The following is a 21,743-nucleotide window of genomic DNA, read 5'->3' as shown; positions in this document are numbered from 1 at the left end:
TGCATGAGCGATCACCTGCCGTCCTATTCGCAGGGAGATGTGAAGCAGGCGCTGTTCGCCGCCGGCGCGTCGGGCACGATCTATTCGCTGGTCATGCCTGAAAGCGAGGCCATGCTGGCCGCGGTGATGGATGGTGGCACTGCGGGCCGCGAAGCAGGGTTGTTCGACCACTACCGCGAGGCGTGGACGCAGAAACAGGATACGCTCCACGAAAGCTATTTCGAGCGCTGGATCGCCTGGTCTTCGCCGGTCGTGAAGTTCGACGCCACCGCCTTCCCCCACCACTATCCGACCGCCGGTGCAAGCGAAGGCATATTCAAGCTGATGGCCGAATATGCTGCCAGCGCGCAGCGCAGGGGCTTCGAGCCTTCGATCCATATCTTCGACGGCGAGTATGAGGGCTTTTCGGCTTATGCGGCGAGCCTTGGATTGCCCTTAAGGCGCCATGCTCGCTCGGATTGGCAAGCCGTGTCGGAATTCGCCGACCGGCACGCCCAGTTCTGGATCAGCCAGCCCTCGGCAATCGATGGCGCGGTGTGGCCGCATTTCGATGCCTTCGCGCGTGAGCTCGCCGAAATGCGGCCCGACATCGCGCTGGTTCCGGACCTGACTTATGTCGGAAATGTAGCGCGCGCATTCGAAGTCGCGATCGACTTGCCCAACGTCGCACATTTCGTCTTCAGCCACTCCAAGCCCTTCGGAGGCTACTATCATCGGGTAGGCGGCGTTTTCGCGCGCGAGGAATGCCCTTCACTCGTCGGCAACAAATGGTTCAAGAACTTGCTAAGCCTCGCTTGGGGTAGCGCTATGATGGACCACTTTTCAGTTCATGAGCTGCCCAGCCGCTATGCCGAGGCACAGGCGGAGGCAGCCCGTCGTATTGGACATTGCCTGGGAATTGCAGCACTGGCGCCAGCCCAGGTTAACCTGCTTGTGACGGCTCCGGCAAGCGCAGGCGATGCGCCGTTTATTCAGGCAGTTCATCGCGGCTGCGAAGACGAGCGCATCATCCGAATCTGCGCCACGCCCTCGATGGCAGCACTGATCGATCCAAAGTTGGCGGCAAGCACAGCGCCACGTCTGCTCGCGCGATGGCAAGCAGAAGGCCTCACATGAAAATAGATAGTATCGACCTGTTAGTCGATCGAGGTTCGATCCACGACTACGTCATGAACCTGTGGGCCGACGGCCCGATCGCCGAATCTCATCGCAAGGGCGGCATGGTCCACGATATTGTCGATCGCTTCGGGAAGGTACCCCGGTTCTTTTATGAACCATCCGAACCGCATATCGAATGGACCCACTTTTCGAGCTGGTGGGGCGGCATTTTGTTATGCGACTACGACAACCCGTACATTCGCGACCTGCGCTACCTGCACGAGATTTACCACGCAGCTACCCTGCCCTATCTTCGCGGTTGCAGCATCGGGATGCTCGAATCAAAGAACTTCGCCAATGAGAGACAGGCATCAACGCTCACCGAAATGGCCATCTATCTCGAGATGCCCGGGCTGCGTGCGCTGACCTTCGACCATCCCATCTTCATGGACCGGTTCCTCTATCCCTCAGGCGATTTCGCGAGGCCCGACACACAACTACTCGACCATTGGAAGGCAGACAGCCGGACGACTTTTGATTTCCTGCTGGAACAGCGTCGTCGGGTGATCGAAGCCCCCGCCAGCAAGATCGATGCGGATGATCCGCAGGTTGTATGGCTGCGACGGTATGGTGAGCAGGGCAAGAACTGGGTCCGCATCTGGAGCCATCGCTACGGCGAGGTGGAGGATGCCATGCTTACCCTCATCGAACGTAGTGCCGCTGGCGAGCGCACTGAAGCCGGCCACGACCACCTCGCGTGGCTCTTGTCCGATGCTGTCAGCGGGGGGACCGGGATCCCCTTTCATGGCGAAGCACGTGCCTTTCGAAATGCGTTCGATGCCTTGGTCGCAGCCTACGACCGAGCAATGACCGACAGCGGCGAGGTCGCCGTAAGGGGCAAGGCGCCTGCCTAGTTCAGATCACATAGACATCCAGCGCATGGATGGTGGTGCCGACCAGCCCGCCCACCAGCGTACCGTTGATGCGGATGAACTGGAGGTCCCGGCCCACGGCGGACTCCACCCGGTCGGTAATCGTCTGCGCATCCCAACGGCGCACGGTTTCGGAAACCAGGCGCACGATTTGGTCGCCGTAGCGCGTGGCGATACCTACAGCGGTTCGGCGGGCAAAGCGGTTGACCTGTGCCTGCAGGCGCTCGTCGTCGCGCAGTGCGGCTCCCAGCTCGCCCAGCGTCTCGCCGATATAGGCCCCGCCGACACCACCCGATGAACGGATGCTGTCGATCAGATTGCCGCGCAGGCGCTCCCACACGCCCTGCCACCAATCGCTGATGGCCGGGTTGTTGAGGAGTTCGCGCTTGAGCTTCTCCACCCGCGCCTGCAGCTCGGGGTCTTCACGCAAGCCACGTGCGAATTCCTCCAGCCCTTCCTCGATCTTGGCGCGGATGGGATGTTCGGGATCGACCAGCACTTCGGCGAGCAACTTGTAGAGCCCGTCGATCACCGAATTGGCGAGCCGCTCGTCGAGCCCCGTGAAACGCAGAACGGCATTGGCGCGACGATGGACGATATCGCGCACCATCTCCTCATTGTCCTCGAGCACGAGGCCGGTCCAGCGGATGATCTTGTCGATCAGCGGCTTGTGCCGCCCGTCGGCAATCATCGCCGAGAGCATTCCACCGAGCAACGGGGCAATGTCGAGCTTTTCAAGCTGGGTCTTGATGCCACTGCGGACCTGCCCGCCAAGGCGGTCGGGATCGAGCGATTCGAGGACCTCGACCGCGAGTTCGCCCGCCCCCGCGCGGATGCGCGAGTCCTTCACGGCCTTCGGGTCTGCGAGATAGGTGCCGAGCGCCTTGGCGAGGTTCATCGCTCCCATGCGCCGACCAACCACCGCCGGAGTGAGGAAGTTGTCGCGCAGGAACCCCGCCATCGTCTCCGCGATCCGATCCTTGTTGACAGGGATGATCGCCGTGTGCGGGATCGGCAGGCCGAGCGGGCGACGGAACAGTGCGGTCACTGCAAACCAGTCGGCAAGGCCGCCGACCATGGCAGCCTCAGCAAACGCGTGGACGTAGCCGATGGAAGGATGCAATCCGAGATAGCGGCCCGAAACAAGGAACACCGCCGCCATCAGGACGATCAGTCCCGTCGCGGTGCGGCGCATGGCGCGCGCGCGGTCTGGCGTTACCGGCGGCCGCACATGCGTGCGGCCAGCTGGATGGAGACCCGTCACTCGGCCGGCTCGGCCTCCGGCGGCACGTCGACACGCCCGCGCGTATCATCGCCGTCTTTGTAGGTGAGCAGCCGGTTGCGCAGCCAGGGGCCCGCGCGCTTCTCGAAGCCATCGGCGAGACTGAAGCCTGCAGGCACAATCAGCAACGTCAGCAGTGTCGAGAGGATCAGGCCCCCGATCACTACGGTGCCCATGGGCGCGCGCCAGGCGCCGTCACCCGAGCCGAGGATGCCCGACAGGGCGGTGGGCACCATGCCGGCGGTCATCGCAACTGTGGTCATCACAATCGGCTGCGCGCGCTTGTGGCCCGCATCGATGATCGCGTGGAGTTTGCGCGTGCCCTTGTCCATCTCTTCGATGGCGAAGTCGATCAGCAGGATCGAGTTTTTCGAGACGATGCCCAGCAGCAGCAGGATACCGATGTAGACCGGCATCGACTGCGGCTGACCAAACAGCCAGACAAGTAGGATGCCACCCAGCGGCGCCAGGGCCAGGCTGGTCATATTGACCAGCGGGCTCATCAACCGCTTATAGAGCAGCACCAGCACCGCGAACACCAGCAGCACGCCCGAGATGATCGCGATCAGCAGGCTGGTCATAAGCTCGGCCTGCCACTCGTCTTCGCCAACTACGTCGCGGATCACGCCCTGCGGCAGGTCCTGCAGGATCGGCAGCGCGTCGATCTTGGCCTGCGCCTCGCCCTTGACCACACCCTGGGCGAGGTCCGCGCCCACCAGCACTCGGCGGTTCTGGTTGTAGCGCTGGATGCTCGTCGGGCCTGAGCCGAACGAAACATTCGCGACGCGCGACAGCGGCACCGAACCTCCGTTTGCGGTCTGGACGGGCAGGTTCTTGATCGTCTCTAGGCTCTCACGCGACCGCTCGGGCAGCTTGACCCGGATCGGGATCTGCCGATCGGAGAGCGAGAACTTCGCTGCATTCTGTTCGATCTCGCCCATGGTAGCGATGCGGATCGTCTGGCTGAGCGCAACAGTCGTGACGCCGAGTTCCGCGGCGAGATCCTCACGCGGTTCGATGATCAATTCAGGCCGGTTGATGTCAGCGCTGATGCGCGGCGCGACCAGCATGTCGATGCCCTTCATCTGCTCGACCAGCGTTGCCGCCGTCTGGTTGAGCAATTCGGGATCCGAGCCCGCCAGCATGATCGTCATGTCTCGACCCGAACCGAAGCCGCCCGATTGCGAGGCGAACCGCACACGGGCGTCCGCAATCTGGGCAAAGCGCGGAGCCAGGCCACGTTCGAACTCGATCGAAGTCCGTTCACGATCGGGGCGGAGCGTAATGTAGATCGTCGCCTGTCCTTCGCGCACGCGCTCGAGGGCGCGTTCGACTTCCTGTTGTTCGTAGAGGATCGCAGCGACCTCATCTGCAACGCGCTCCGTCGTTTCGAGCGTCGTGCCGGGCACCATCTCGATCTCTACCCGGCTGTTGTCATCATCGATAACCGGCTGGAACTGAGCCGGGACGACGCCGAATAGCAGGATCGTCAGCAGCAGCGAGAAATAGCCGACGCCGAGCATCCACACACGGTGGTCGAGGAAGCGCGCAAAGAGGTACCGCCACGCCTGGCGCATGTGATCGCCAAGGCTGCTTGATATGACGGCGAGTAACTTGAAGAATACGAACAGTGCCAAGGCGCCAGCAGCCAGCGCGATCGCCAGTTGGGCGACGCCGATGATCTTGGCGACAATTTCGGCGGGAAGGCTCGCATCGGGCCCAGCAATCATTGCTGGAATGCCGAAGCCTTGAATGATCCCCGATGCCGCGAATGTGGCTACCGCGGACAGTCCAAGCGCACCCAAGACCACAAGGAGCAACGAGATGACATAGAGCCAGCGGTGGCGTGGCCCCTCAATACCTTCGCGCGCAGCGTACATCTTTCCGCGGTCGAGCGACCACGCGAGGATTTCCATATAACGGTCCATCAAGCGGCCTTCGCCGTGCGCGGCGACGCCCTTCGCCTTGAGGAAATAGGCCGCCAGCATCGGCGTGATCATACGTGCGACGGCGAGCGACATAAGCACCGCGACCACCACGGTGAACCCGAAGTTCTTGAAGAACTGGCCCGAGATACCGGGCATTGCGCCAACCGGGAAGAACACGGCGACGATACAGAAGCTGGTCGCGACCACTGGCAGGCCGATCTCGTCGGCCGCGTCGATGGATGCCTGATAGGCGGTCTTGCCCATGCGCATGTGGCGCACGATGTTCTCGATCTCCACGATCGCGTCATCGACTAGCACGCCCGCGACCAGCGCGAGCGCCAGCAGCGACAGCTGGTTGAGGTTGAAGCCGAGCAAATCCATGAACCAGAAGGTCGGGATGGCCGAAAGCGGGATGGCGACTGCCGAGATTGCGGTCGCGCGCCAGTCGCGCAGGAAGAAGAACACCACGACAACAGCGAGGATCGCGCCCTCGATCATCGCCGCCATGGCGCTTTCGTATTGCTGCTTGGTGTATTTGACCGTGTTGAACAGCGGAATGAACTTCACCCCGGGATTCTCAGCCTCGATCTGCTCGATCTTCTTGAGCGCCTCTTCGTAGACGGTGACGTCGGAAGCGCCCTTGGCGCGGCTCATGGCGAAGTTGACGACTTCCTTGTCGCGCACCTTGCTGATCGACGTACGTTCCGAATAGCCGTCGCGGACCTTTGCGACCTCGGCGAGCTTGACCGTGCGTCCGCCGCCGAGCTGGATCTGCCGTTGACTGAGAGCATAGGCGTCTTCGCTGTTACCGAGAACGCGCACAGATTGCCTGGTTCCGCCGACTTCGGCCGCACCGCCGGCGGCATCGATGTTGCTCTGCCGCAGTAAGTTATTGATCTGGCTCGCGGTTACTCCCAGCGCCTGCATCTTGGGCAGATCGAGGATGACCTCGATTTCTCGGTCCACGCCGCCGAAGCGGTTGACCTCCGCCATCCCCTCGATACCGAGCAATTGCTTGGCGACCGTGTCGTCGATAAACCAGCTCAGTCCTTCGATCGTCATGTCATCGGCTTCAACTGCGTAGATCGCAAGGAAGCCGCCGGAGATTTCCTCCTTGGTTACGCGGGGCTCGATGATCCCGTCGGGCAGTGAGCCGCGGATCTGATCGACCGCGTTCTTGACCTCCGCCACTGCATCGTTCGGATCGGTCCCGATCTCGAACTCGATGAAGGTGTTCGAATTGCCTTCCCTGGCGGTCGAGTTGATTGAATTCACGCCATTGATGGAGCGGACCGCCGCTTCCACGCGCTGCGTGATCTGGTTCTCGATCTCGGTGGGCGCTGCGCCCGGCTGCGAAATCGATACGTTGACTGCCGGGAATTCGATGTCCGGGTTGTTGACCACATCCATCCGGGCAAAACTGATCAGCCCTGCAAGCAGAAGCGCAGCGAAGGCTACCAGTGGTATGACCGGGTTGCGGATCGACCAGGCAGAAATATTACGGAAGTTCATCAGGTTGCCCCTGCTCAGTCGATGGTCGTCATTTGGGCCTTGACGGTCTCACCCGGCGTCAGGAAGCCGCCAGCGCGCAGCACCACTTTCTCTGAACCTGTAAGGCCCTCGGTGATGACAATGCCCTTGGCGGTAACCGCACCGGTCGTGACGGCGCGGCGCTGCGCCTTGTTCTCGCTATCGATGATGAGAACAAAGGCACCCTCGCGATCGGACAGGACGGCGCTCTCAGGCAGAATCGGAGCCACCACCGTGCCGCTGCGGATGCGTGCCGTGGCGAAGCCGCCCGGACGCAGTTCAGGCGCATAGGAGAGCGCAATCCGGACCGTTCCCTGACGATCCTGGGTATTGATCGTGGGCGAAAGCTGCCAGACTTTCCCGGTAAACGTCTTGCCTCCGTCGATCGGGCTGACTTCGGCCGTTACGCCAGCCGAAAGGTTTGCCAGTTCGACCTCGCCCACACGCGCGAGCATCTCCATCTCACCGTTGCGCGCAATGCGGAACAAGGACTGTGCGCCACCCGAGACGGTCTGGCCGATCTCGACGTTGCGTTCGAGCAGCAGTCCCGAAGCGGGCGCGACGATGTTGAGGCGGGCGTTGCGGGCCTGGAGTTCGCGCAACTGGGCTTGTGCCACACGTACGCGGGCATCGGCGGCATCGCGCGTCGCGGTCAGGCGGTCGATGTCAGCGGCCGAGACGAAACCCCGTTCGACCAGCTGGAGCGCGCGGTCTAGGTTCGCCTGTGCAAGGTTGGCATCGGCTTGCGCGACTTGAACCTGGGCCGCGGCGCTTTGCGCCTGTTGGGTCTGGACTGATCGGTCGATGACCGCGAGCACCTGGCCCTGGCGGACCCAGTCGCCGGCCTCGACCGGAATGGCAATGACCCGGCCACCCTCGCCGACCGCACCGACCGGCATGTCGCGCCGGGCTGCAATCGCACCGGTTGCAACAATCTCGCCCTCGACCGTCGTACGGCCGGGCGCCACCACTGAGACGGTTGGCAGTTGAGCAGATTCGTCGGGCACCGCGTCGCCGCCGGAACTCAGCGCGAAGAAAGCCGCGAGGGCAACTACGAGGCCAACCAGGGCAATTACGATGATCCGGCGTCGGATGGTGGCAGAACCACCCACTCCGATCGAGTCGTCGTCACCGACGGACTCCAGCACCTGCGCCCGTTGGGCTTCGAAACCTGACTCGTACTTCATTGCCATAATGCCCCGATATGCGACTTCGGACCCGAGTGTGTTACATGACTAGGTCACTAAGCGCAAGAAATAAGCAAAGGGCGAATAGGCCCCGTGTAGATTGGGAGCAATGCAGCTATCGACCGGGGTCTCCCAGCAACGGACGAACGTCGGCGAATATCCGCGTCATCCTTCGCAAGGTAAAGGTAAAATGGCAGTGCCCGGGATCACGCGATCCCGGGCACTGCCATCGAGTAGTAGCTAGTTTCTAGCGCACCCGCCCGCGCTGGATGAGGTTCGCGATTGCCAGAAGGACAATCGCGCCGAGGATGGCGATCACGAATCCAGCGGCATTGAAGCTCTGGATGCTGCCGCCAAAGCCGAGGAGCGGGGCGATGAAGGCATTGCCCAGCAAGGCGCCCACAATGCCGACCACGACGTTCATGAAAATTCCCATAGAGGCGTCCCGGCGCATGACCAGACTCGCCAGCCAGCCAGCGACGCCGCCGACAATAATTGCGACAATCCATTCCATTGAACTTCTCCTCTTTAACCGTCCACCCGATGTCCGACAAACGGGCGATCACGACCAACGGTTCCCCCACCGGAACGCGGAGGCTGAGAAGTTTATGAATTTATTGTAGGATTTCAGCGCCTACTGCAGCTGAGATCAGTATTTCAACTGGCGCTCATAGAGGTCACGATAGTGCTGGATGCGCGTCACGCGAAGGCCTTGCATGCCTGACCGGTCGACGGCGCGTTGCCAAGACGCGAATTCCTCGAGGCTGAGGCTATAGCGCTCCAGCACTTCGTCGATCGTCAGCAGGCCACCATTGACCGCCGCGACGACCTCGGCCTTGCGGCGAACAACCCAGCGCTTGGTTTTGGGCGAAGGCAGGTCGTCAAGCGTCAGCGGCTCCCCAAGGGGGCCGATCACCTGTGCAGGGCGGATATCCTGGTTTTCAATCATTCTGTCTCTCGATCGCCTTGCACCGCGTCATTGGCGGCTGTTCCGAGGCCTAGCTTACCCGCTTTGCCATGTCCTGAACCATCATGGTAAACAGCGTCTTTACCTTTTTCGCCACCCTCCCGGCGGACTTCTGCAAAGGCACCGAAACCACCCTCGACCCGCGCGATTTCATCGCGCAAATCGCGAGTCGCAGCGAGTCGTGCGACCAGGTCCGTCCAACGGAAACGCTGCAAATCCGCGGATTCGCGCGTTTCAGGGACGCCTGTCCTGTTGAATTGCCCCTCGAACATGAGATTGTGGATAGTGCAGCATGGTAAACGTTCCGTGAAACATCGATAGCGGGTCCATACGGGGGCTACTGGTGGCAAGCCCCACTTGCGTGTAAAGGGCCCGCCATGCCCGACAGCATTACTCTTTCTCCGGCTGCCGCCGCTGGCTTGTTCGACCTGCCGAGGCCTGCAGGCGAATGCCGCATCGTCGTCGCCATGTCGGGCGGGGTCGACAGTTCCGTCGTCGCCGCACTGGCGGCGCGGAGTGGTGCGGAAGTAATCGGGGTCACCCTTCAGCTCTATGATTATGGCGCAGCCAGCGGTCGCAAGGGGGCGTGCTGCGCAGGGGACGACATACGCGATGCCCGTGCCGTGGCTGACCGGCTGGGGATCGCACATTACGTGCACGACCATGAAAGTGCCTTTCGCGAGGAGGTGGTCGAAGCTTTCGCCGACGCTTACCTTGCGGGCCAGACGCCGGTGCCCTGCATCCGCTGCAATATGGGGCCCAAGTTTACCGACCTGTTCGCCATGGCCCGCGAACTCGAGGCGGATTGCCTCGCGACTGGACATTACGTGCGGCGCGTAATGGGAGCCGCCGGCCCCGAACTGCACCGCGCACTCGATCCGGCGCGCGACCAGTCCTATTTCCTGTTCGCCACTACCGAAGAGCAGCTCGCCTACCTCCGCTTCCCGCTGGGCGGGATGCCCAAGAGCGAGGTTCGTCGGCTCGCCGAAGAAGCCGGCCTGCGCAATGCGGCAAAGCCGGACAGCCAGGATATCTGCTTCGTTCCCGATGGCGACTATGCAAAGATCGTCCGGAAGCTGCGGCCCGAGGGCGCGCGCGAAGGCGCGATCGTCCATGCAGCAACCGGCGAAGAGCTCGGCAAGCACCGCGGAATCATCCATTATACCGTCGGCCAGCGACGCGGACTCGACATCGGGGGGCAGCCCGAGCCGCTTTATGTTGTGGGCATCGACGCCGAACGCGGCGAAGTACGAGTCGGTCCGCGGGCAATGCTGGCGGTAACGGCCGCTAGACTGGTCGAGACCAATCGGATCGGTCCACTACCTGACGCTCCCTTGGCCGCGAAAGTGCGCAGCCTTGCGCGACCGGTACCGGTGGTGCTCGACGGACCCCTTGGCGAAGGGCGGACGACACTCATCCGCTTCGCGCAGCCCGAGCTGGGTGTCGCCCCGGGCCAGGCGGCGGTGCTCTATGCAGGCGAGCGCGTGGTCGGCGGCGGCTGGATTGCCGATACCGAAAGAGAAATCCCCTAAAACCGGGCATTCCCCATCCATTGGCCTTGCTTCGCGGCAGTGATTGACGGAATCGTCGACGCAAAGAAATAACGAGGTCGACGTGCCGACGAAGCGGGCGCTTATTACCGGTGTAACAGGACAGGACGGCGCTTATCTGGCGCGCCTGCTTCTGGAAAAGGGCTATGAGGTCCACGGCGTGAAGCGCCGGTCCTCGTCATTCAACACCGGTCGAATCGAGGACATCTACGAGGATCCCCACAATCCCGATCCGCGGATGTACCTGCATTTTGGCGATGCTACCGACGCCACGAATCTCATCCGCGTGGTGCAGGAAGTCCAGCCGCACGAAATCTACAATCTGGCGGCGCAAAGCCATGTTCAGGTCAGCTTCGAGACCCCCGAATACACCGCCAATGCCGATGGCCTGGGGACGCTTCGCCTACTCGAGGCGATCCGCATCCTGGGGCTTACCGATAAGACGCGGTTCTTCCAGGCATCGACCAGCGAGATGTTCGGCCTGGTGCACGAGTGCCCGCAGAACGAAAGCACCCCGTTCTATCCGCGCAGTCCCTATGCCGCCGCGAAGCTCTATGCGCACTGGATTACGGTCAATTATCGCGAAGCCTATGGGCTGCATGCGAGCTGCGGGATCATGTTCAATCACGAAAGCCCAGTGCGCGGCGAAACCTTCGTAACCCGCAAGATTACCCGCGCAGCGGCAGCGATTTCGCTCGGGCAACAGGACCGGCTATGGCTCGGCAATCTCGAAGCAAGTCGCGATTGGGGCCATGCCCGCGAATATGCCGAAGGCATGTGGCTCATGCTGCAGCAGGAGCAGCCTGAAGACTACGTCCTCGCGACCGGCGTCTCCACCAGTGTCCGCGAATTTACTGCATGGGCCTTTGAGGATGCGAGCATCACGCTCGAGTTCCGCGGCAAAGGCGCGGCTGAGAAGGGTTATTGTCGCGAGACGGGTCGCTGCCTTGTCGAGATCGATCCGCGCTATTTCCGGCCGACCGAAGTCGATTACCTGCGCGGCGATGCCAGCAAGGCGCGCGACAGGCTTGGTTGGTCGACGACCCTGCCCGTGCGCGAGCTCGCCCGCGAGATGGTCGAAGCCGACATGAACCTGCTTCGACGCCCGTGATTATGCCGCGATTCGCGCTCGAAGGGAAAACCGTCTGGGTCGCAGGCCATGGCGGAATGGTAGGCCAGTCGCTACTCCGCCGCCTCAAGAGCGAGGCCTGCACGATCGTGACCGCCCCGCGGTCTGTCGATTTGCGCAATCAGGCGGAGGTCGACGTTTGGTTCGCGCAGCACCGCCCGGACGCGGTGATCCTGGCAGCGGCTCGGGTGGGCGGGATCATGGCCAACGCCACGCGCCCTGCCGAATTCCTTCATGACAACCTCGCCATCGCCACGACGGTGATCGATGCGGCACATCGGCATGGCACCGGCAAGCTGCTGTACCTCGGGTCGTCCTGCATCTACCCGAAACACGCCGAACAGCCGATCCGTGAAGCCGCCTTGCTGACCGGCGTGCTCGAACCCACCAACGAGGCCTATGCGATCGCCAAGATCGCCGGGCTCAAATTGGCGGCGGCCTATCGCCGACAATATGGCTGCGACTTCATCTCCGCCATGCCGACCAATCTTTATGGTCCGGGCGACAATTGGGACCCTGAGGGCAGTCATGTCGTCCCCGCACTGATCCGCAAGGCGCATGAGGCGAAGCTTGCCGGGTGTGCCACGATGACGGTGTGGGGCAGCGGTTCACCACGGCGCGAGTTTCTTCATGTCGACGACCTTGCCGATGCCTGCGTGAAGTTGCTGGTCGAGTATTCGGACGAGGATCCGGTCAACGTGGGTTATGGCGAGGACATCGCAATTGCGGATCTCGCCGAACTGATCGCCGGGATCGTGGGCTTCAATGGCCGGATCCTGTTCGACACGAGCATGCCCGATGGCACGCTGCGCAAGCTGCTCGATTCTTCACGCATGAAGGCACTTGGCTGGTTACCGCGGATCACGCTCGAAGATGGTTTGCGCGGGGCCTATGCGGACTTCCTGCGCGAAGGCGCCTAGCTTTCCCATTCCTTGAGCACACAGCCATAACCGTCGCGCCACGTCGCCGTGTCGCTGGCGACGAAGGGAACCATGGCGGTAATGCTCTTGGCTTCCGGATCCTCGCTGAAACGCACGAATTCCATGCCGTCGAGCTTGTCTTTCGCGCAGTCTTCCAGGCTGCGCCCTTCGATGTAGCGGCACGAGCAAGTGACATGGGCACCATAGGCAGTCGCAGCCGCGGCATTGCGGCGCACTCCCTCGCCCCAGGCAGCCCAGACTGCCGCCAGCGCGGCGAAGAGGAGCACCAGGAGCCACAGTCTGCGGCGCAAATTCGAAGAGCGGGTTTTGGCCGTTGCCAAGCGGGATTCCTTCATGCGAGTGACGCCGCATGCTTTCGCGGCCTGCACCCCTTATCGCGCTTCTTCTTTCCGCCACAAGCCTCGCGTCCTGCGGTCCATCAGGCCCACCCGAGCCGCCGCCGCTGAGCGAAGAAGCACTCGCCGCCATCGGCGAAGATCCAGGTGCGCCGACCAAGGCGCTCGCGCGGGAAACAGACGAACTGTTTACGCTCGACGGGCTGGGCGAGACGCGGGCACTGGTCGTAATGCACGGCGGCAAGATCGCGGCTGAACGCTACGCTCCCGGCTATAGCGAGAGGACCCGCTTCGTCAGCTGGTCGATGGCGAAGACCGTCACCGCAGTGATGATCGGCATGTTGGTGGCAGACGGGCAGCTGCGGCTAGACGCACCCGCGCCGGTTCCACGATGGCAGCGGCCCGGCGACCCTCGCGCAGAGATCACTCTACGCCAACTCCTCCAGATGCGCTCGGGCCTCGAGCATACCGAGGCAGGCGACCCGCCTTACGAGAGCGATGAGGTGCGCATGCTGTTCCTCGATGGGCGCGACGACATGGTGGACTATGCCACTGCGCAGCCGCTCGAGGCCGAACCCGGTACGAAGTTCGAATACTCTTCGAGTACCTCGGTCATCTTGGCGGACATCGCCGCGCGGGCGCTGACCGACAGCCGCAGCCCCGACGCGCGGCGCAAGGCCGTGGCGGATTATCTCCATGCTCGGCTATTCGGGCCGCTGGGCATGACATCGGCCGTGCCCGAATTCGACCGCTCGGGCACGCTGATCGGGGGAAGCCTGATCCACGCCACGGCACGCGATTGGGCCCGGTTCGGTGAGCTGTTGCGCAACAAGGGGTCCGTCCGCGGCGAGCAGCTTGTTCCGCGCCAATGGGTCGAGGAAATGGTCAAACCCAGCCCCAGGAGCCCGCAATACGGCCTGCAAACCTGGCTCAACCGGCCAGTGCCCGAGGGGATGGAACAGCCATTGTTTCCCAACCGCGCGCCACACAGTGCTTTCTCGGCGATCGGGCATATGGGGCAATATGTCTACGTCTCGCCAAGCCAGAAGCTGACGGTAGTGCGGCTGGGCCATTCCAACGCGGAAGAGCGCAGGGCCATGCTTGAGCAGCTGGCCGATGTGATCGAGCTATATCCCGCCAGCTAGGCGAGGAAAAAACTCCCCTCGACCACCGACACGCAGGGGCCACCCAGCCAGACCCGATCGCCATCCCGGCGGCAGGTCAACGCCCCCCCGCGCGGCGAAGCCTGATGCGCGGTGAAATCGTCCCGGCCCAGCCGTGGGCACCAGAAGTGCGCCAGCACCGCATGGGCCGAGCCGGTCACGCTGTCTTCATCCACCCCGACACCCGGCACGAAGACACGGCTGACGATATCGGTAGCGACGCCGGGTGCCGTGCAGATGAACTGGTCGTCGCCCAGCGCGCCCAGGCCGCGCAGGTCCGGCGCAAGTGCATGCACGGCAGCTTCGTCGCGAAAGAGGAAGACGTTGTAGCGTGAATCGTTGCGCCACACCTCCAGCGGCTCAGCGCCCAGCAGCACGGCCGCTTCCGGCCAGGGCCGCGGCGCGGTCTCGATCACCGGCAAGGCCAGTTCGTAGCCCGCACCGTTCCGGCGCACTTCGAGCACGCCTGCCTGCCGCGTGCGGAAGGTGACCCGATCCCCGCCGTCGTGGCTCAGGATGACATGTCCGCTGGCCAAGGTCGCATGCCCGCACAGCCGCACTTCCGCCACCGGCGAGAACCAGCGCAAATCCCAATCGGCCTCGCCTGCCTCGCTGCGAACCAGGAAGGCGGTTTCGGCAAAGGCGTTCTCCTCTGCAATGGCGCACAGGGTCGTATCATCGAGCCATTCTTCGAGCAGGATCACGGCTGCCTGGTTGCCGGCAAAGGGGCGTTCGGCGAAAGCGTCCACGTGCCAGTACGGAAGGGCGAGCGTCACGCCTGGTCCTTGAGCTCGGGCAGCAATTCCTCGGCGGCATCGCCTACTTCATTGACCAGCCCTTCGGGGTCGGGGTGGATGAGCACTTCGACACCGGGAAACTCGGCCTCGATCCGCGCCTCAAGCTCGTCCATGATCTGGTGCACTTCGCGCAACGGCTTCGATCCGTCCATGGCGGCATGGAACTGGACGAAGTCGATGGCACCGCTGGTGCGGGTACGCAGGTCGTGCACGCCGCGCAGTTCGGGATGGCGTGCCAGCACGGCAAGGAATTCCTCGCGCCGCTCCTCCGGCCACTCCTTGTCCATCAGGTGGTCGACCGCTTCGCTCGCCGCATTGAACGCGCCCCATGCCAGCCAAGCAGCGATGCCGAGGCCGAACAGCGGATCGGCCTCCGAAAACCCAAGGTACTGATCGACCACCAGCGCGGCGATGACCGCGAGATTGAGCAGGAGGTCGGACTGGTAGTGGATGTTGTCGGTCTTGATCGCCACCGAGCCGGTGCGGGAAATGACATGGCGCTGCCAGGCCACCAGAGCCAGCGTGGCGAGGATGGCGATCACCGAAACGCCGATGCCCTCGGCTGCTGCAGTGGTTTCGCTGCCCGACATCAACTGGCCAATGGCTCGCACCGCAATTCCAAAGGCGGAAACCGAGATGAGCATGACCTGGACGATCGCGGCGAGCGCCTCGGCCTTGCCATGCCCGAAACGATGCTCGGAGTCCGCAGGCATCGCAGCGATCCAGACGCCCACCAGCGTGGCAAGGCTGGCAATGAGGTCGAGCCCGGAATCGGCCAGGCTGCCGAGCATGGCGGTGGAGCCCGTCTTCCATGTGGCCCAGGTCTTCAAGGTGACCAGGAACACCGCCATGGTGATCGACGCGAGTGCCGCCGAGCGCGTCAGCCGAGCGCGTTCGATGCTCACGGATACAAAAGCGTGTTGGACCACGCCTCCTCTTCCTTGTCGCGAGTGAACAGGCGACGGTCGTGCAGGCGGAACTCGCGATCGCGCCAGAATTCGATTCGCCGCGGGCTCAGGCGGAAGCCGGTCCAATGCGGCGGTCGCGGGATGTCGCCTTCGGGAAAGCGGGCCTCGAGCGCGGCGACACGATCAAGGTAGATTTGTCGCTCAGGCAGGGGTCGCGACTGGTCCGACGCAGCCGAACCAATCTGCGAAACGCGCGGGCGGGAATGGAAATAGGCGTCGGCCTCAGCCTCGCTCACTTCGCTGAGCGGGCCTTCGATACGGATCTGGCGCCGCAGGCTCTTCCAGTGGAACAGCAAGGCTGCGCGCATGTTGGCGCGAATCTGTTCGCCCTTGCGGCTTTCGGCATTGGTGTAGAACACGAACCCGTCGGGCCCATGGCCCTTGAGCAGCACCATTCGGACCGAGGGAAACCCGCCGGGTGCCGCCGTTGCCAGCGCCATGGCGTTGGCATCGTTGGGCTCGCTCGCCTTCGCTTCGCCGAACCATGCTTCGAACAGGGCGAAGGGATCGGTCTCGGGAATGGCGCTCTGTTCAGCTTGCATCGCTCGATCCTGAAACATGGAACACATGGAACACTGTCCTGCCGATAAATACCGCAGCAGTAACGGTAGCCGCATGGCAGGATCGCAGACAGGGAGCAACGCCCGACATTTCCTTCACCTAGCTCTCGACAGTAACGTAGGAAACTGCGGACGCTTGCGCGCAAGAAGCGTTACACCTAGCTAACACGCCATGGCCGATCCCTATTCCACCCTTGGCGTTGCCCGCACCGCGTCCGAGAAGGATATCAAGAGCGCCTATCGCAAGCTGGCGAAGGAGCTCCATCCCGATCGTAACAAGGACAACCCCAAGGCCGCCGAGCGTTTTTCCGAGGTGACCCAGGCTTACGACCTGCTGTCGGACGCGGACAAGCGTGCGCGCTTCGACCGCGGCGAGATCGACGCGGACGGCAATCCGGCCAATCCCTTTGCCGGGATGGGCGGCGGCTTCGGCGGCGGGGGTTTCCGTGGCGGCGGATCGGGGCGTGGCGCACGGCCTGAGGATTTCCAGGGCTTCGGCGGCGAGGAAGTCGACCTCGGCGACATCTTCGACGGGCTTTTCGGCGGAGGCACGCGGCGTGGCGGCAGCCCGTTCGGCAATGCTGGACGCAGGCCGCCCCCACCGAGGAAAGGTGCCGATATCGCGTATCGCCTGCGCGTGCCCTTCATCGATGCAGCAACGCTCAAGGACCAGCGAATCACGTTGGCCGATGGCAAGACGATCGACCTCAAGCTGCCCAAGGGGGTCGAGAACGGCACGCAGATGCGGCTCAAGGGCAAGGGAGAGCAGGGCCCTGGTGGCGCGGGCGACGGGCTGGTCACGATCGATATCGAGAAGCACAAGCTTTACCGCCGCGATGGCGACGACGTGCGCTTCGACCTGCCGATTACGCTCGATGAAGCGGTCAACGGGGCCAAGATTCGCGTGCCGACGGTCGACGGCCCGGTGATGATGACGCTCAAGGCCGGCACCCATGGCGGGACCGTACTGCGACTCAAGGGCAAGGGCTTTAGCAAGAAGGACGGCAGCAGGGGCGACCAGCTCGTCGCGCTGCAGATCCAGCTCCCGGCAGACCTCGAGGCGCTTGCCAAGCGGCTCGAAGGGTGGAAGGACGAAAGCGACCCAAGGGCCGATCTCGGGGTGTAGCCATTTGACTAAGCACGACCATTCGGTGGTGGAAGAGCACGAGATCGTATCGCTCTCCCCCGAGGCTCGTCGCAAGGCTGCACAGGACCTGCGTGGGCGGATCGAATACCACCTCGGTCCAGGTACGCGCGCCTGGCAAGTGGCCAAGCGCACAGCGATCGGCGCGTGGCACGATGGCTTCATCCACGCCGGCAATCTTGCCTATCTTGCCATGCTGTCGATCTTCCCCTTTTTCATCCTCGGGGCGGCGGTGTTTTCGCTGTTTGGCGAACAGGCCGAACGCGCGGCGGCAATCAACACGGTGCTCTTGGCGGTTCCGCCGATGGTCGCCAATGTGATCCAGCCGGTGGCCCTGAATGTCGTCGATGCGCGCAGCGGTTGGTTGCTCTGGGTCGGCGCCCTGGTCGCACTCTGGACCGTCGGCAGTCTCGTCGAGACCATCCGCGACATCCTGCGGCGAGCCTATGGTACGGTACCAACCCGGGCATTCTGGAAGAATCGCCTGCTTTCGACCCTCGCGATCTTGGGCACTGTCCTGCTGCTGATGCTGGCGCTGATCGCGCAGGTCACGATCGGTGCTGCGCAGCAGATGATTTCCGCTTATTTCCCGCAATTGCTCGACCGGATTGCCGAACTGCGACTGAGCCAGGCCATCCCGGCGCTTGTCGTGTTCGGTTCGCTCTACGCGACCTTCCTGGGCCTGACGCCGACACGCTATCGCCGCCGGCGCTATCCCAAATGGCCCGGAGCGTTGATCACGACCCTGTGGTGGATGGCCGCCACGACGCTGATGCCTCCCCTGGTCCGCCAGTTCTTCACCTATGACCTGACCTATGGCGGCTTGGCTGGGGTCATGATCGCCATGTTCTTTTTCTGGCTTGTCGGGCTCGGTGTCGTTATCGGCGCGGAACTCAACGCAGCCTTGGCGGAATCGCCCGAGGAAGAACTGAGCCACATCGGGCAGGACGACGAGCCGAGGCGGGCGGCGTTGACGAAGGAAATGGAAGAAGAGGAGCACGCTGCATGAGCGGGTTGATGGCAGGCAAGCGCGGGCTGATCATGGGCCTCGCCAATGACAAGTCTCTGGCCTGGGGCATTGCCAAAAAGCTTGCCGACGAAGGCGCCGAACTGGCGTTCTCCTACCAGGGCGAGGCGCTCAAGCGGCGCGTGGAGCCGCTGGCGGCAGAGCTGGGCAGCGACTTCACCTTCGACTGCGACGTCTCCGACATGGCCGCGCTCGACCGCGCCTTCGAGACGCTCAAGGCGCGGTGGGACACGATCGATTTCGTCGTCCATGCCATCGGCTTCTCGGACAAGAACGAGTTGCGCGGGAAATATGTCGACACCAGCCTCGACAACTTCCTGATGACCATGAATATCTCCGCCTACAGCCTCGTCGCTGTGGCGCAACGCGCGTCGGCGATGATGCCACCGCTGCAGGAAGACGGTTCGGGCGGCGGCTCGATCCTGACGCTGACCTATTACGGCGCAGAAAAGGTGATCCCGCACTACAATGTGATGGGCGTGGCCAAGGCGGCGTTGGAAACCAGCGTGAAATACCTGGCCAACGACCTTGGCCCTCGGGGTATCCGCGTCAATGCAATCAGCGCGGGGCCGATCAAGACGCTGGCCGCCAGCGGGATCGGCGACTTCCGCTACATCCTCAAGTGGAACGAATACAATTCGCCACTGCGTCGCAACGTCACCATCGAGGACGTGGGCGGATCGGGTCTCTATTTCCTCTCGGACCTGTCGAGCGGCGTGACCGGCGAAACGCACCACGTCGATGCGGGCTATCACGTCGTTGGCATGAAGCAGGAAGACGCGCCCGACATCGCGCTCGACAAGGCTTAGGCTTCAGGCAACCTTCGATCAGGCAGCGCGGGTCGGCATGTTCAGCGGCACTGCCATTTACTAACCTGCGAGGAGGTCGGCGATGCGCGCCGCCGAATGCCCATCGCCGAAAGGATTGTGCGCCCGTGCCATCGCCGCGTAGGTGGCATCGTCATCGAGCAGGCGCATGGTCTCCCGCACGATTGCATCGGCATCGGTTCCCACCAGCCTGGCGGTCCCGGCCGAGACCCCCTCGGGTCGTTCGGTGGTCTGACGCATCACCAGCACCGGCTTGCCCAACGCGGGCGCCTCTTCCTGAACCCCACCGCTATCGGTCAACATGAGGTGCGAGATAGAGAGCAGGCGGGCGAAATTCGGATAGTCGAGCGGTTCGAGCAGAGCGACATTGTCGAGACCGGCCAGAATCTCTTTCATCACGGCGCGCACATTGGGGTTCAGGTGGATAGGGAAGATCACCGCCACATCGGGACGCGCAGCGATCCGTTTCACTGCCTTGGCAATGCTTTGCATGCCCGTACCGAAGTTCTCGCGGCGATGGCTGGTCATGCCGATGATCCGTTTGCCCGCGAAGCGCGCTTCGAGTTCGGCAAGGCCGGACGCCAGCGGAGGATCTTGCTCGATCCGTCGAGTCACCCAGTGCAGCGCATCGATCACCGTATTGCCCGTGACATGGACGGTCGCCGGATCGACGTTCTCGCGCAGCAGGGCCTCGCGCGCGGTTCCAGTCGGCGCGCAATGGAGCGCTGCAAAGCCGCCCACGACACGGCGGTTGACCTCTTCCGGCCAGGGATGATGGATGTCGCCGCTGCGCAGTCCGGCTTCCACATGGCAGACCGGGATCTTGCGATAATAGGCGGCGATGGCACCGGCCATCACCGTCGTGGTATCGCCCTGTACCACCACCCAATCGGGCTGCTCCGCGTCGAGCACCTTGCCGATCTCGACCAGGGCCCGTGCAGTCAGCGCATCGAGCGTCTGGCCGGGCGTCATCAGGTCGAGGTCATGATCGGGTACGATCCCCGCGATTGCGAGTACCTGGTCGAGCATCTCGCGATGCTGCGCGGAGATGCACACGCGACTGTCGAACCGATCGTCCGCCGCCAGGGCATGCACCAGCGGGAACAGCTTGATCGCCTCCGGACGGGTGCCGAACACGGTAAGGATCTTGCGCTTGGCGGCCATGCCGCCCTCGTAACCGTAAATGGTTAAGCTGCGATAGAGGCTGCTTAGCCTTCGGGCTGGGGCAATTCCTCGGCGGTTTCGGCCGGGCCTTCACCGTCACGTTCGCGTTCCAGCCGCTCCTGGTATTCGCGCTCGATCATTTCTACGCGCTCCTGCTCGGCAGCCGCCTCGGCATCGATGGTTGAAAGGCGTTCGGCCCGCGCCTCGGCAACCAGCTGGCCGAAGCGAACCTCCGAGCTGTTTTCCTTGTCGGCATAGGCGGCATCGATCAATTGCTGGGTGCAGCCGGTGAAGCCGCCCGCACCGGTCGGCGAACAGGACAGGGCGCCGAAGCTGCCAATTGTCTCGAACCGCTCGACCCGTTCTGCCCAGGCCTGGTTCTCGGGGCTGTCGGAAAGGCGCAGGCGTTCGGGAATCCGGTATCGTTCGCTTTCGGCCTTGCGCGCACAAACGACGATCTGATCGACCGTCGACTGCGGGCACGTGTCATCGCCATAGACGATGACCATGTTGTAGCTGTCATCACCGGTATCGACGGTTTCCTGTGCCGAAGCAGGAACGGCAAACGCAGTGCTGGCGAGTGCTGCAAGCAGCGGGAGAGTCCTGGTCATCGAAAGCTCGTCCTTATCTGGTTGGCGCATTACGCCTGTGCGCCGGTGAACCACCCATGAAGCGCGCACGAATGCGGCTTAATCCCCTCAAACGCGTTCCGAAAGCCTGATCGCGGCCCGGCAGCCGAGCCTGATCAGTCCGGATAGCAGCGGATAGGCCGGTGCGCGTTCCGCCCCGGCAGCAAGCGCCGCATCGCGATGTTCGCGTTCGTCTTCGCGGAACTCTTCGATCAATCCGGCCAGTTCGGGATCTTCGCCGCTGGCGTGAAGCTCGTCGAGCTGGCGGGTGTAGTGATTGTCGATCTCGGTCTCGATCGCCGCAGTGCAGGCCATCGCCGCCTCGGGCCCGATCAGCGCAGTGACTGCGCCCAGCGCGAAGCCCGCGCGGTCCCAGAACGGCTGCAACGCGGTTGGCCGAACGCCACGCCGAGCCATGAGTGCATCGAACTTCGCGCGATGATCGGCCTCCTGTTCGGCCATTCCGGCGATTGCCGTGGCGTGCGGGCCGCGATTGCCCAGGACGGCAAGCTGCCCGGCATAGATGCGCGTCGCACCGAATTCGCCGGCCTGATCGACCCGGATCATGCGCGCGATATGGTCGGG

At 63.2% G+C, this 21,743-nt stretch carries 22 protein-coding genes; 9 read left to right on the top strand and 13 right to left on the bottom strand.

Annotated elements, in window-relative coordinates; genetic code table 11:
- Window positions 1–3 precede the first annotated feature (3 nt).
- Window positions 4–1,116: a hypothetical protein gene (locus HQR01_RS06025; RefSeq protein WP_173213482.1), complete on the top strand. Its 1,113-nt coding sequence runs from the start codon at window positions 4–6 to the stop codon at window positions 1,114–1,116.
- Entirely contained in the window at window positions 1,113–2,012 is a 900-nt protein-coding gene (locus HQR01_RS06020) for a hypothetical protein (RefSeq protein WP_173213480.1), read from the top strand. The genes HQR01_RS06025 and HQR01_RS06020 overlap by 4 nt, the downstream gene beginning before the upstream one ends.
- A 1-nt stretch (window position 2,013) precedes the next feature.
- On the opposite strand, the gene HQR01_RS06015 is transcribed toward HQR01_RS06020, so the two are convergent.
- From HQR01_RS06015 to HQR01_RS05990, 6 genes are all read right to left on the bottom strand, one after another.
- Complete coding sequence (locus tag HQR01_RS06015; RefSeq protein ID WP_173213464.1) at window positions 2,014–3,225, bottom strand: DUF445 domain-containing protein; 1,212 nt, start codon at window positions 3,223–3,225, stop codon at window positions 2,014–2,016.
- Between the two features lie 65 nt (window positions 3,226–3,290).
- Window positions 3,291–6,752: an efflux RND transporter permease subunit gene (locus tag HQR01_RS06010; protein ID WP_173213462.1), complete on the bottom strand. Its 3,462-nt coding sequence runs from the start codon at window positions 6,750–6,752 to the stop codon at window positions 3,291–3,293.
- A 14-nt stretch (window positions 6,753–6,766) separates the two neighbouring features.
- Window positions 6,767–7,957 carry an efflux RND transporter periplasmic adaptor subunit gene (locus tag HQR01_RS06005; RefSeq protein WP_173213460.1) on the bottom strand — a complete coding sequence of 397 codons (1,191 nt, stop codon included), beginning with the start codon at window positions 7,955–7,957 and terminating at the stop codon, window positions 6,767–6,769.
- 247 nt (window positions 7,958–8,204) lie between these two features.
- Window positions 8,205–8,471, bottom strand: coding sequence for a GlsB/YeaQ/YmgE family stress response membrane protein (locus HQR01_RS06000; RefSeq protein ID WP_173213458.1), 267 nt, complete (start codon window positions 8,469–8,471; stop codon window positions 8,205–8,207).
- Window positions 8,472–8,606: 135 nt separating this feature from the next.
- Entirely contained in the window at window positions 8,607–8,906 is a 300-nt protein-coding gene (gene sciP / locus HQR01_RS05995; RefSeq protein WP_173213456.1) for a CtrA inhibitor SciP, read from the bottom strand.
- Window positions 8,903–9,196 (bottom strand): hypothetical protein, encoded by a 294-nt coding sequence (locus HQR01_RS05990; protein WP_173213455.1) that lies wholly within the window; start codon window positions 9,194–9,196, stop codon window positions 8,903–8,905. Before HQR01_RS05990 ends, sciP begins: the two co-directional genes overlap by 4 nt.
- 105 nt (window positions 9,197–9,301) lie before the next feature.
- Between HQR01_RS05990 and mnmA the strand changes: the two genes are divergently transcribed.
- From mnmA to HQR01_RS05975, 3 genes are all read left to right on the top strand, one after another.
- A complete protein-coding gene (mnmA, locus tag HQR01_RS05985) occupies window positions 9,302–10,456 on the top strand; it encodes a tRNA 2-thiouridine(34) synthase MnmA (RefSeq protein ID WP_173213453.1) in 1,155 nt (384 codons plus the stop codon).
- A gap of 82 nt (window positions 10,457–10,538) precedes the next feature.
- Complete coding sequence (gene gmd / locus HQR01_RS05980) at window positions 10,539–11,585, top strand: GDP-mannose 4,6-dehydratase (RefSeq protein WP_173213452.1); 1,047 nt, start codon at window positions 10,539–10,541, stop codon at window positions 11,583–11,585.
- A gap of 2 nt (window positions 11,586–11,587) precedes the next feature.
- Window positions 11,588–12,523, top strand: coding sequence for a GDP-L-fucose synthase family protein (locus HQR01_RS05975; RefSeq protein WP_173213450.1), 936 nt, complete (start codon window positions 11,588–11,590; stop codon window positions 12,521–12,523).
- Here the strand turns inward: HQR01_RS05975 and HQR01_RS05970 are convergent.
- Window positions 12,520–12,864, bottom strand: coding sequence for a hypothetical protein (locus HQR01_RS05970; RefSeq protein WP_234030272.1), 345 nt, complete (start codon window positions 12,862–12,864; stop codon window positions 12,520–12,522). The genes HQR01_RS05975 and HQR01_RS05970 overlap by 4 nt on opposite strands.
- Before the next feature lie 29 nt (window positions 12,865–12,893).
- Here HQR01_RS05970 and HQR01_RS05965 point away from each other — a divergent pair, with 29 nt between their 5' ends.
- On the top strand, window positions 12,894–14,024 hold the full coding sequence (locus HQR01_RS05965; RefSeq protein WP_173213446.1) for a serine hydrolase domain-containing protein: 1,131 nt from the start codon (window positions 12,894–12,896) through the stop codon (window positions 14,022–14,024).
- Here the strand turns inward: HQR01_RS05965 and HQR01_RS05960 are convergent.
- Genes HQR01_RS05960 through pdxH form a run of 3 tightly spaced genes read right to left on the bottom strand, consistent with a single transcriptional unit; the run spans window position 14,021 to window position 16,349 of the window.
- Window positions 14,021–14,818 (bottom strand): PhzF family phenazine biosynthesis protein, encoded by a 798-nt coding sequence (locus tag HQR01_RS05960; RefSeq protein WP_173213445.1) that lies wholly within the window; start codon window positions 14,816–14,818, stop codon window positions 14,021–14,023. The genes HQR01_RS05965 and HQR01_RS05960 overlap by 4 nt on opposite strands.
- A complete protein-coding gene (locus HQR01_RS05955; RefSeq protein WP_173213443.1) occupies window positions 14,815–15,744 on the bottom strand; it encodes a cation diffusion facilitator family transporter in 930 nt (309 codons plus the stop codon). Before HQR01_RS05955 ends, HQR01_RS05960 begins: the two co-directional genes overlap by 4 nt.
- Window positions 15,741–16,349, bottom strand: coding sequence for a pyridoxamine 5'-phosphate oxidase (pdxH, locus tag HQR01_RS05950; RefSeq protein WP_173213441.1), 609 nt, complete (start codon window positions 16,347–16,349; stop codon window positions 15,741–15,743). The genes HQR01_RS05955 and pdxH overlap by 4 nt, the downstream gene beginning before the upstream one ends.
- Before the next feature lie 190 nt (window positions 16,350–16,539).
- Between pdxH and HQR01_RS05945 the strand changes: the two genes are divergently transcribed.
- The 3 genes from HQR01_RS05945 to fabI are packed head-to-tail and all read left to right on the top strand — an operon-like array spanning window position 16,540 to window position 19,347.
- The gene (locus tag HQR01_RS05945) at window positions 16,540–17,493 is read left to right on the top strand and encodes a DnaJ C-terminal domain-containing protein (protein WP_173213438.1); all 954 of its coding nucleotides are present in this window, start codon (window positions 16,540–16,542) and stop codon (window positions 17,491–17,493) included.
- Window positions 17,494–17,497: 4 nt separating this feature from the next.
- The gene (locus HQR01_RS05940) at window positions 17,498–18,520 is read left to right on the top strand and encodes a YihY/virulence factor BrkB family protein (RefSeq protein ID WP_173213436.1); all 1,023 of its coding nucleotides are present in this window, start codon (window positions 17,498–17,500) and stop codon (window positions 18,518–18,520) included.
- Window positions 18,517–19,347: an enoyl-ACP reductase FabI gene (fabI, locus tag HQR01_RS05935; protein ID WP_173213434.1), complete on the top strand. Its 831-nt coding sequence runs from the start codon at window positions 18,517–18,519 to the stop codon at window positions 19,345–19,347. Before HQR01_RS05940 ends, fabI begins: the two co-directional genes overlap by 4 nt.
- 60 nt (window positions 19,348–19,407) lie before the next feature.
- Here fabI and wecB read toward each other — a convergent pair whose 3' ends face one another.
- The 3 genes from wecB to HQR01_RS05920 form a co-directional block, all read right to left on the bottom strand.
- Window positions 19,408–20,529: a non-hydrolyzing UDP-N-acetylglucosamine 2-epimerase gene (gene wecB / locus HQR01_RS05930; RefSeq protein WP_173213433.1), complete on the bottom strand. Its 1,122-nt coding sequence runs from the start codon at window positions 20,527–20,529 to the stop codon at window positions 19,408–19,410.
- A gap of 44 nt (window positions 20,530–20,573) precedes the next feature.
- Window positions 20,574–21,140 carry a hypothetical protein gene (locus tag HQR01_RS05925; protein WP_173213431.1) on the bottom strand — a complete coding sequence of 189 codons (567 nt, stop codon included), beginning with the start codon at window positions 21,138–21,140 and terminating at the stop codon, window positions 20,574–20,576.
- Window positions 21,141–21,227: 87 nt separating this feature from the next.
- Window positions 21,228–21,725: a demethoxyubiquinone hydroxylase family protein gene (locus HQR01_RS05920; protein ID WP_173216182.1), complete on the bottom strand. Its 498-nt coding sequence runs from the start codon at window positions 21,723–21,725 to the stop codon at window positions 21,228–21,230.
- Window positions 21,726–21,743: the final 18 nt, after the last annotated feature.

It is taken from the genome of Erythrobacter mangrovi, assembly GCF_013260645.1.
Classification (GTDB): Bacteria; Pseudomonadota; Alphaproteobacteria; order Sphingomonadales; family Sphingomonadaceae; genus Qipengyuania; species Qipengyuania mangrovi.
This window is presented reverse-complemented; position numbering and strand designations above follow the sequence as displayed.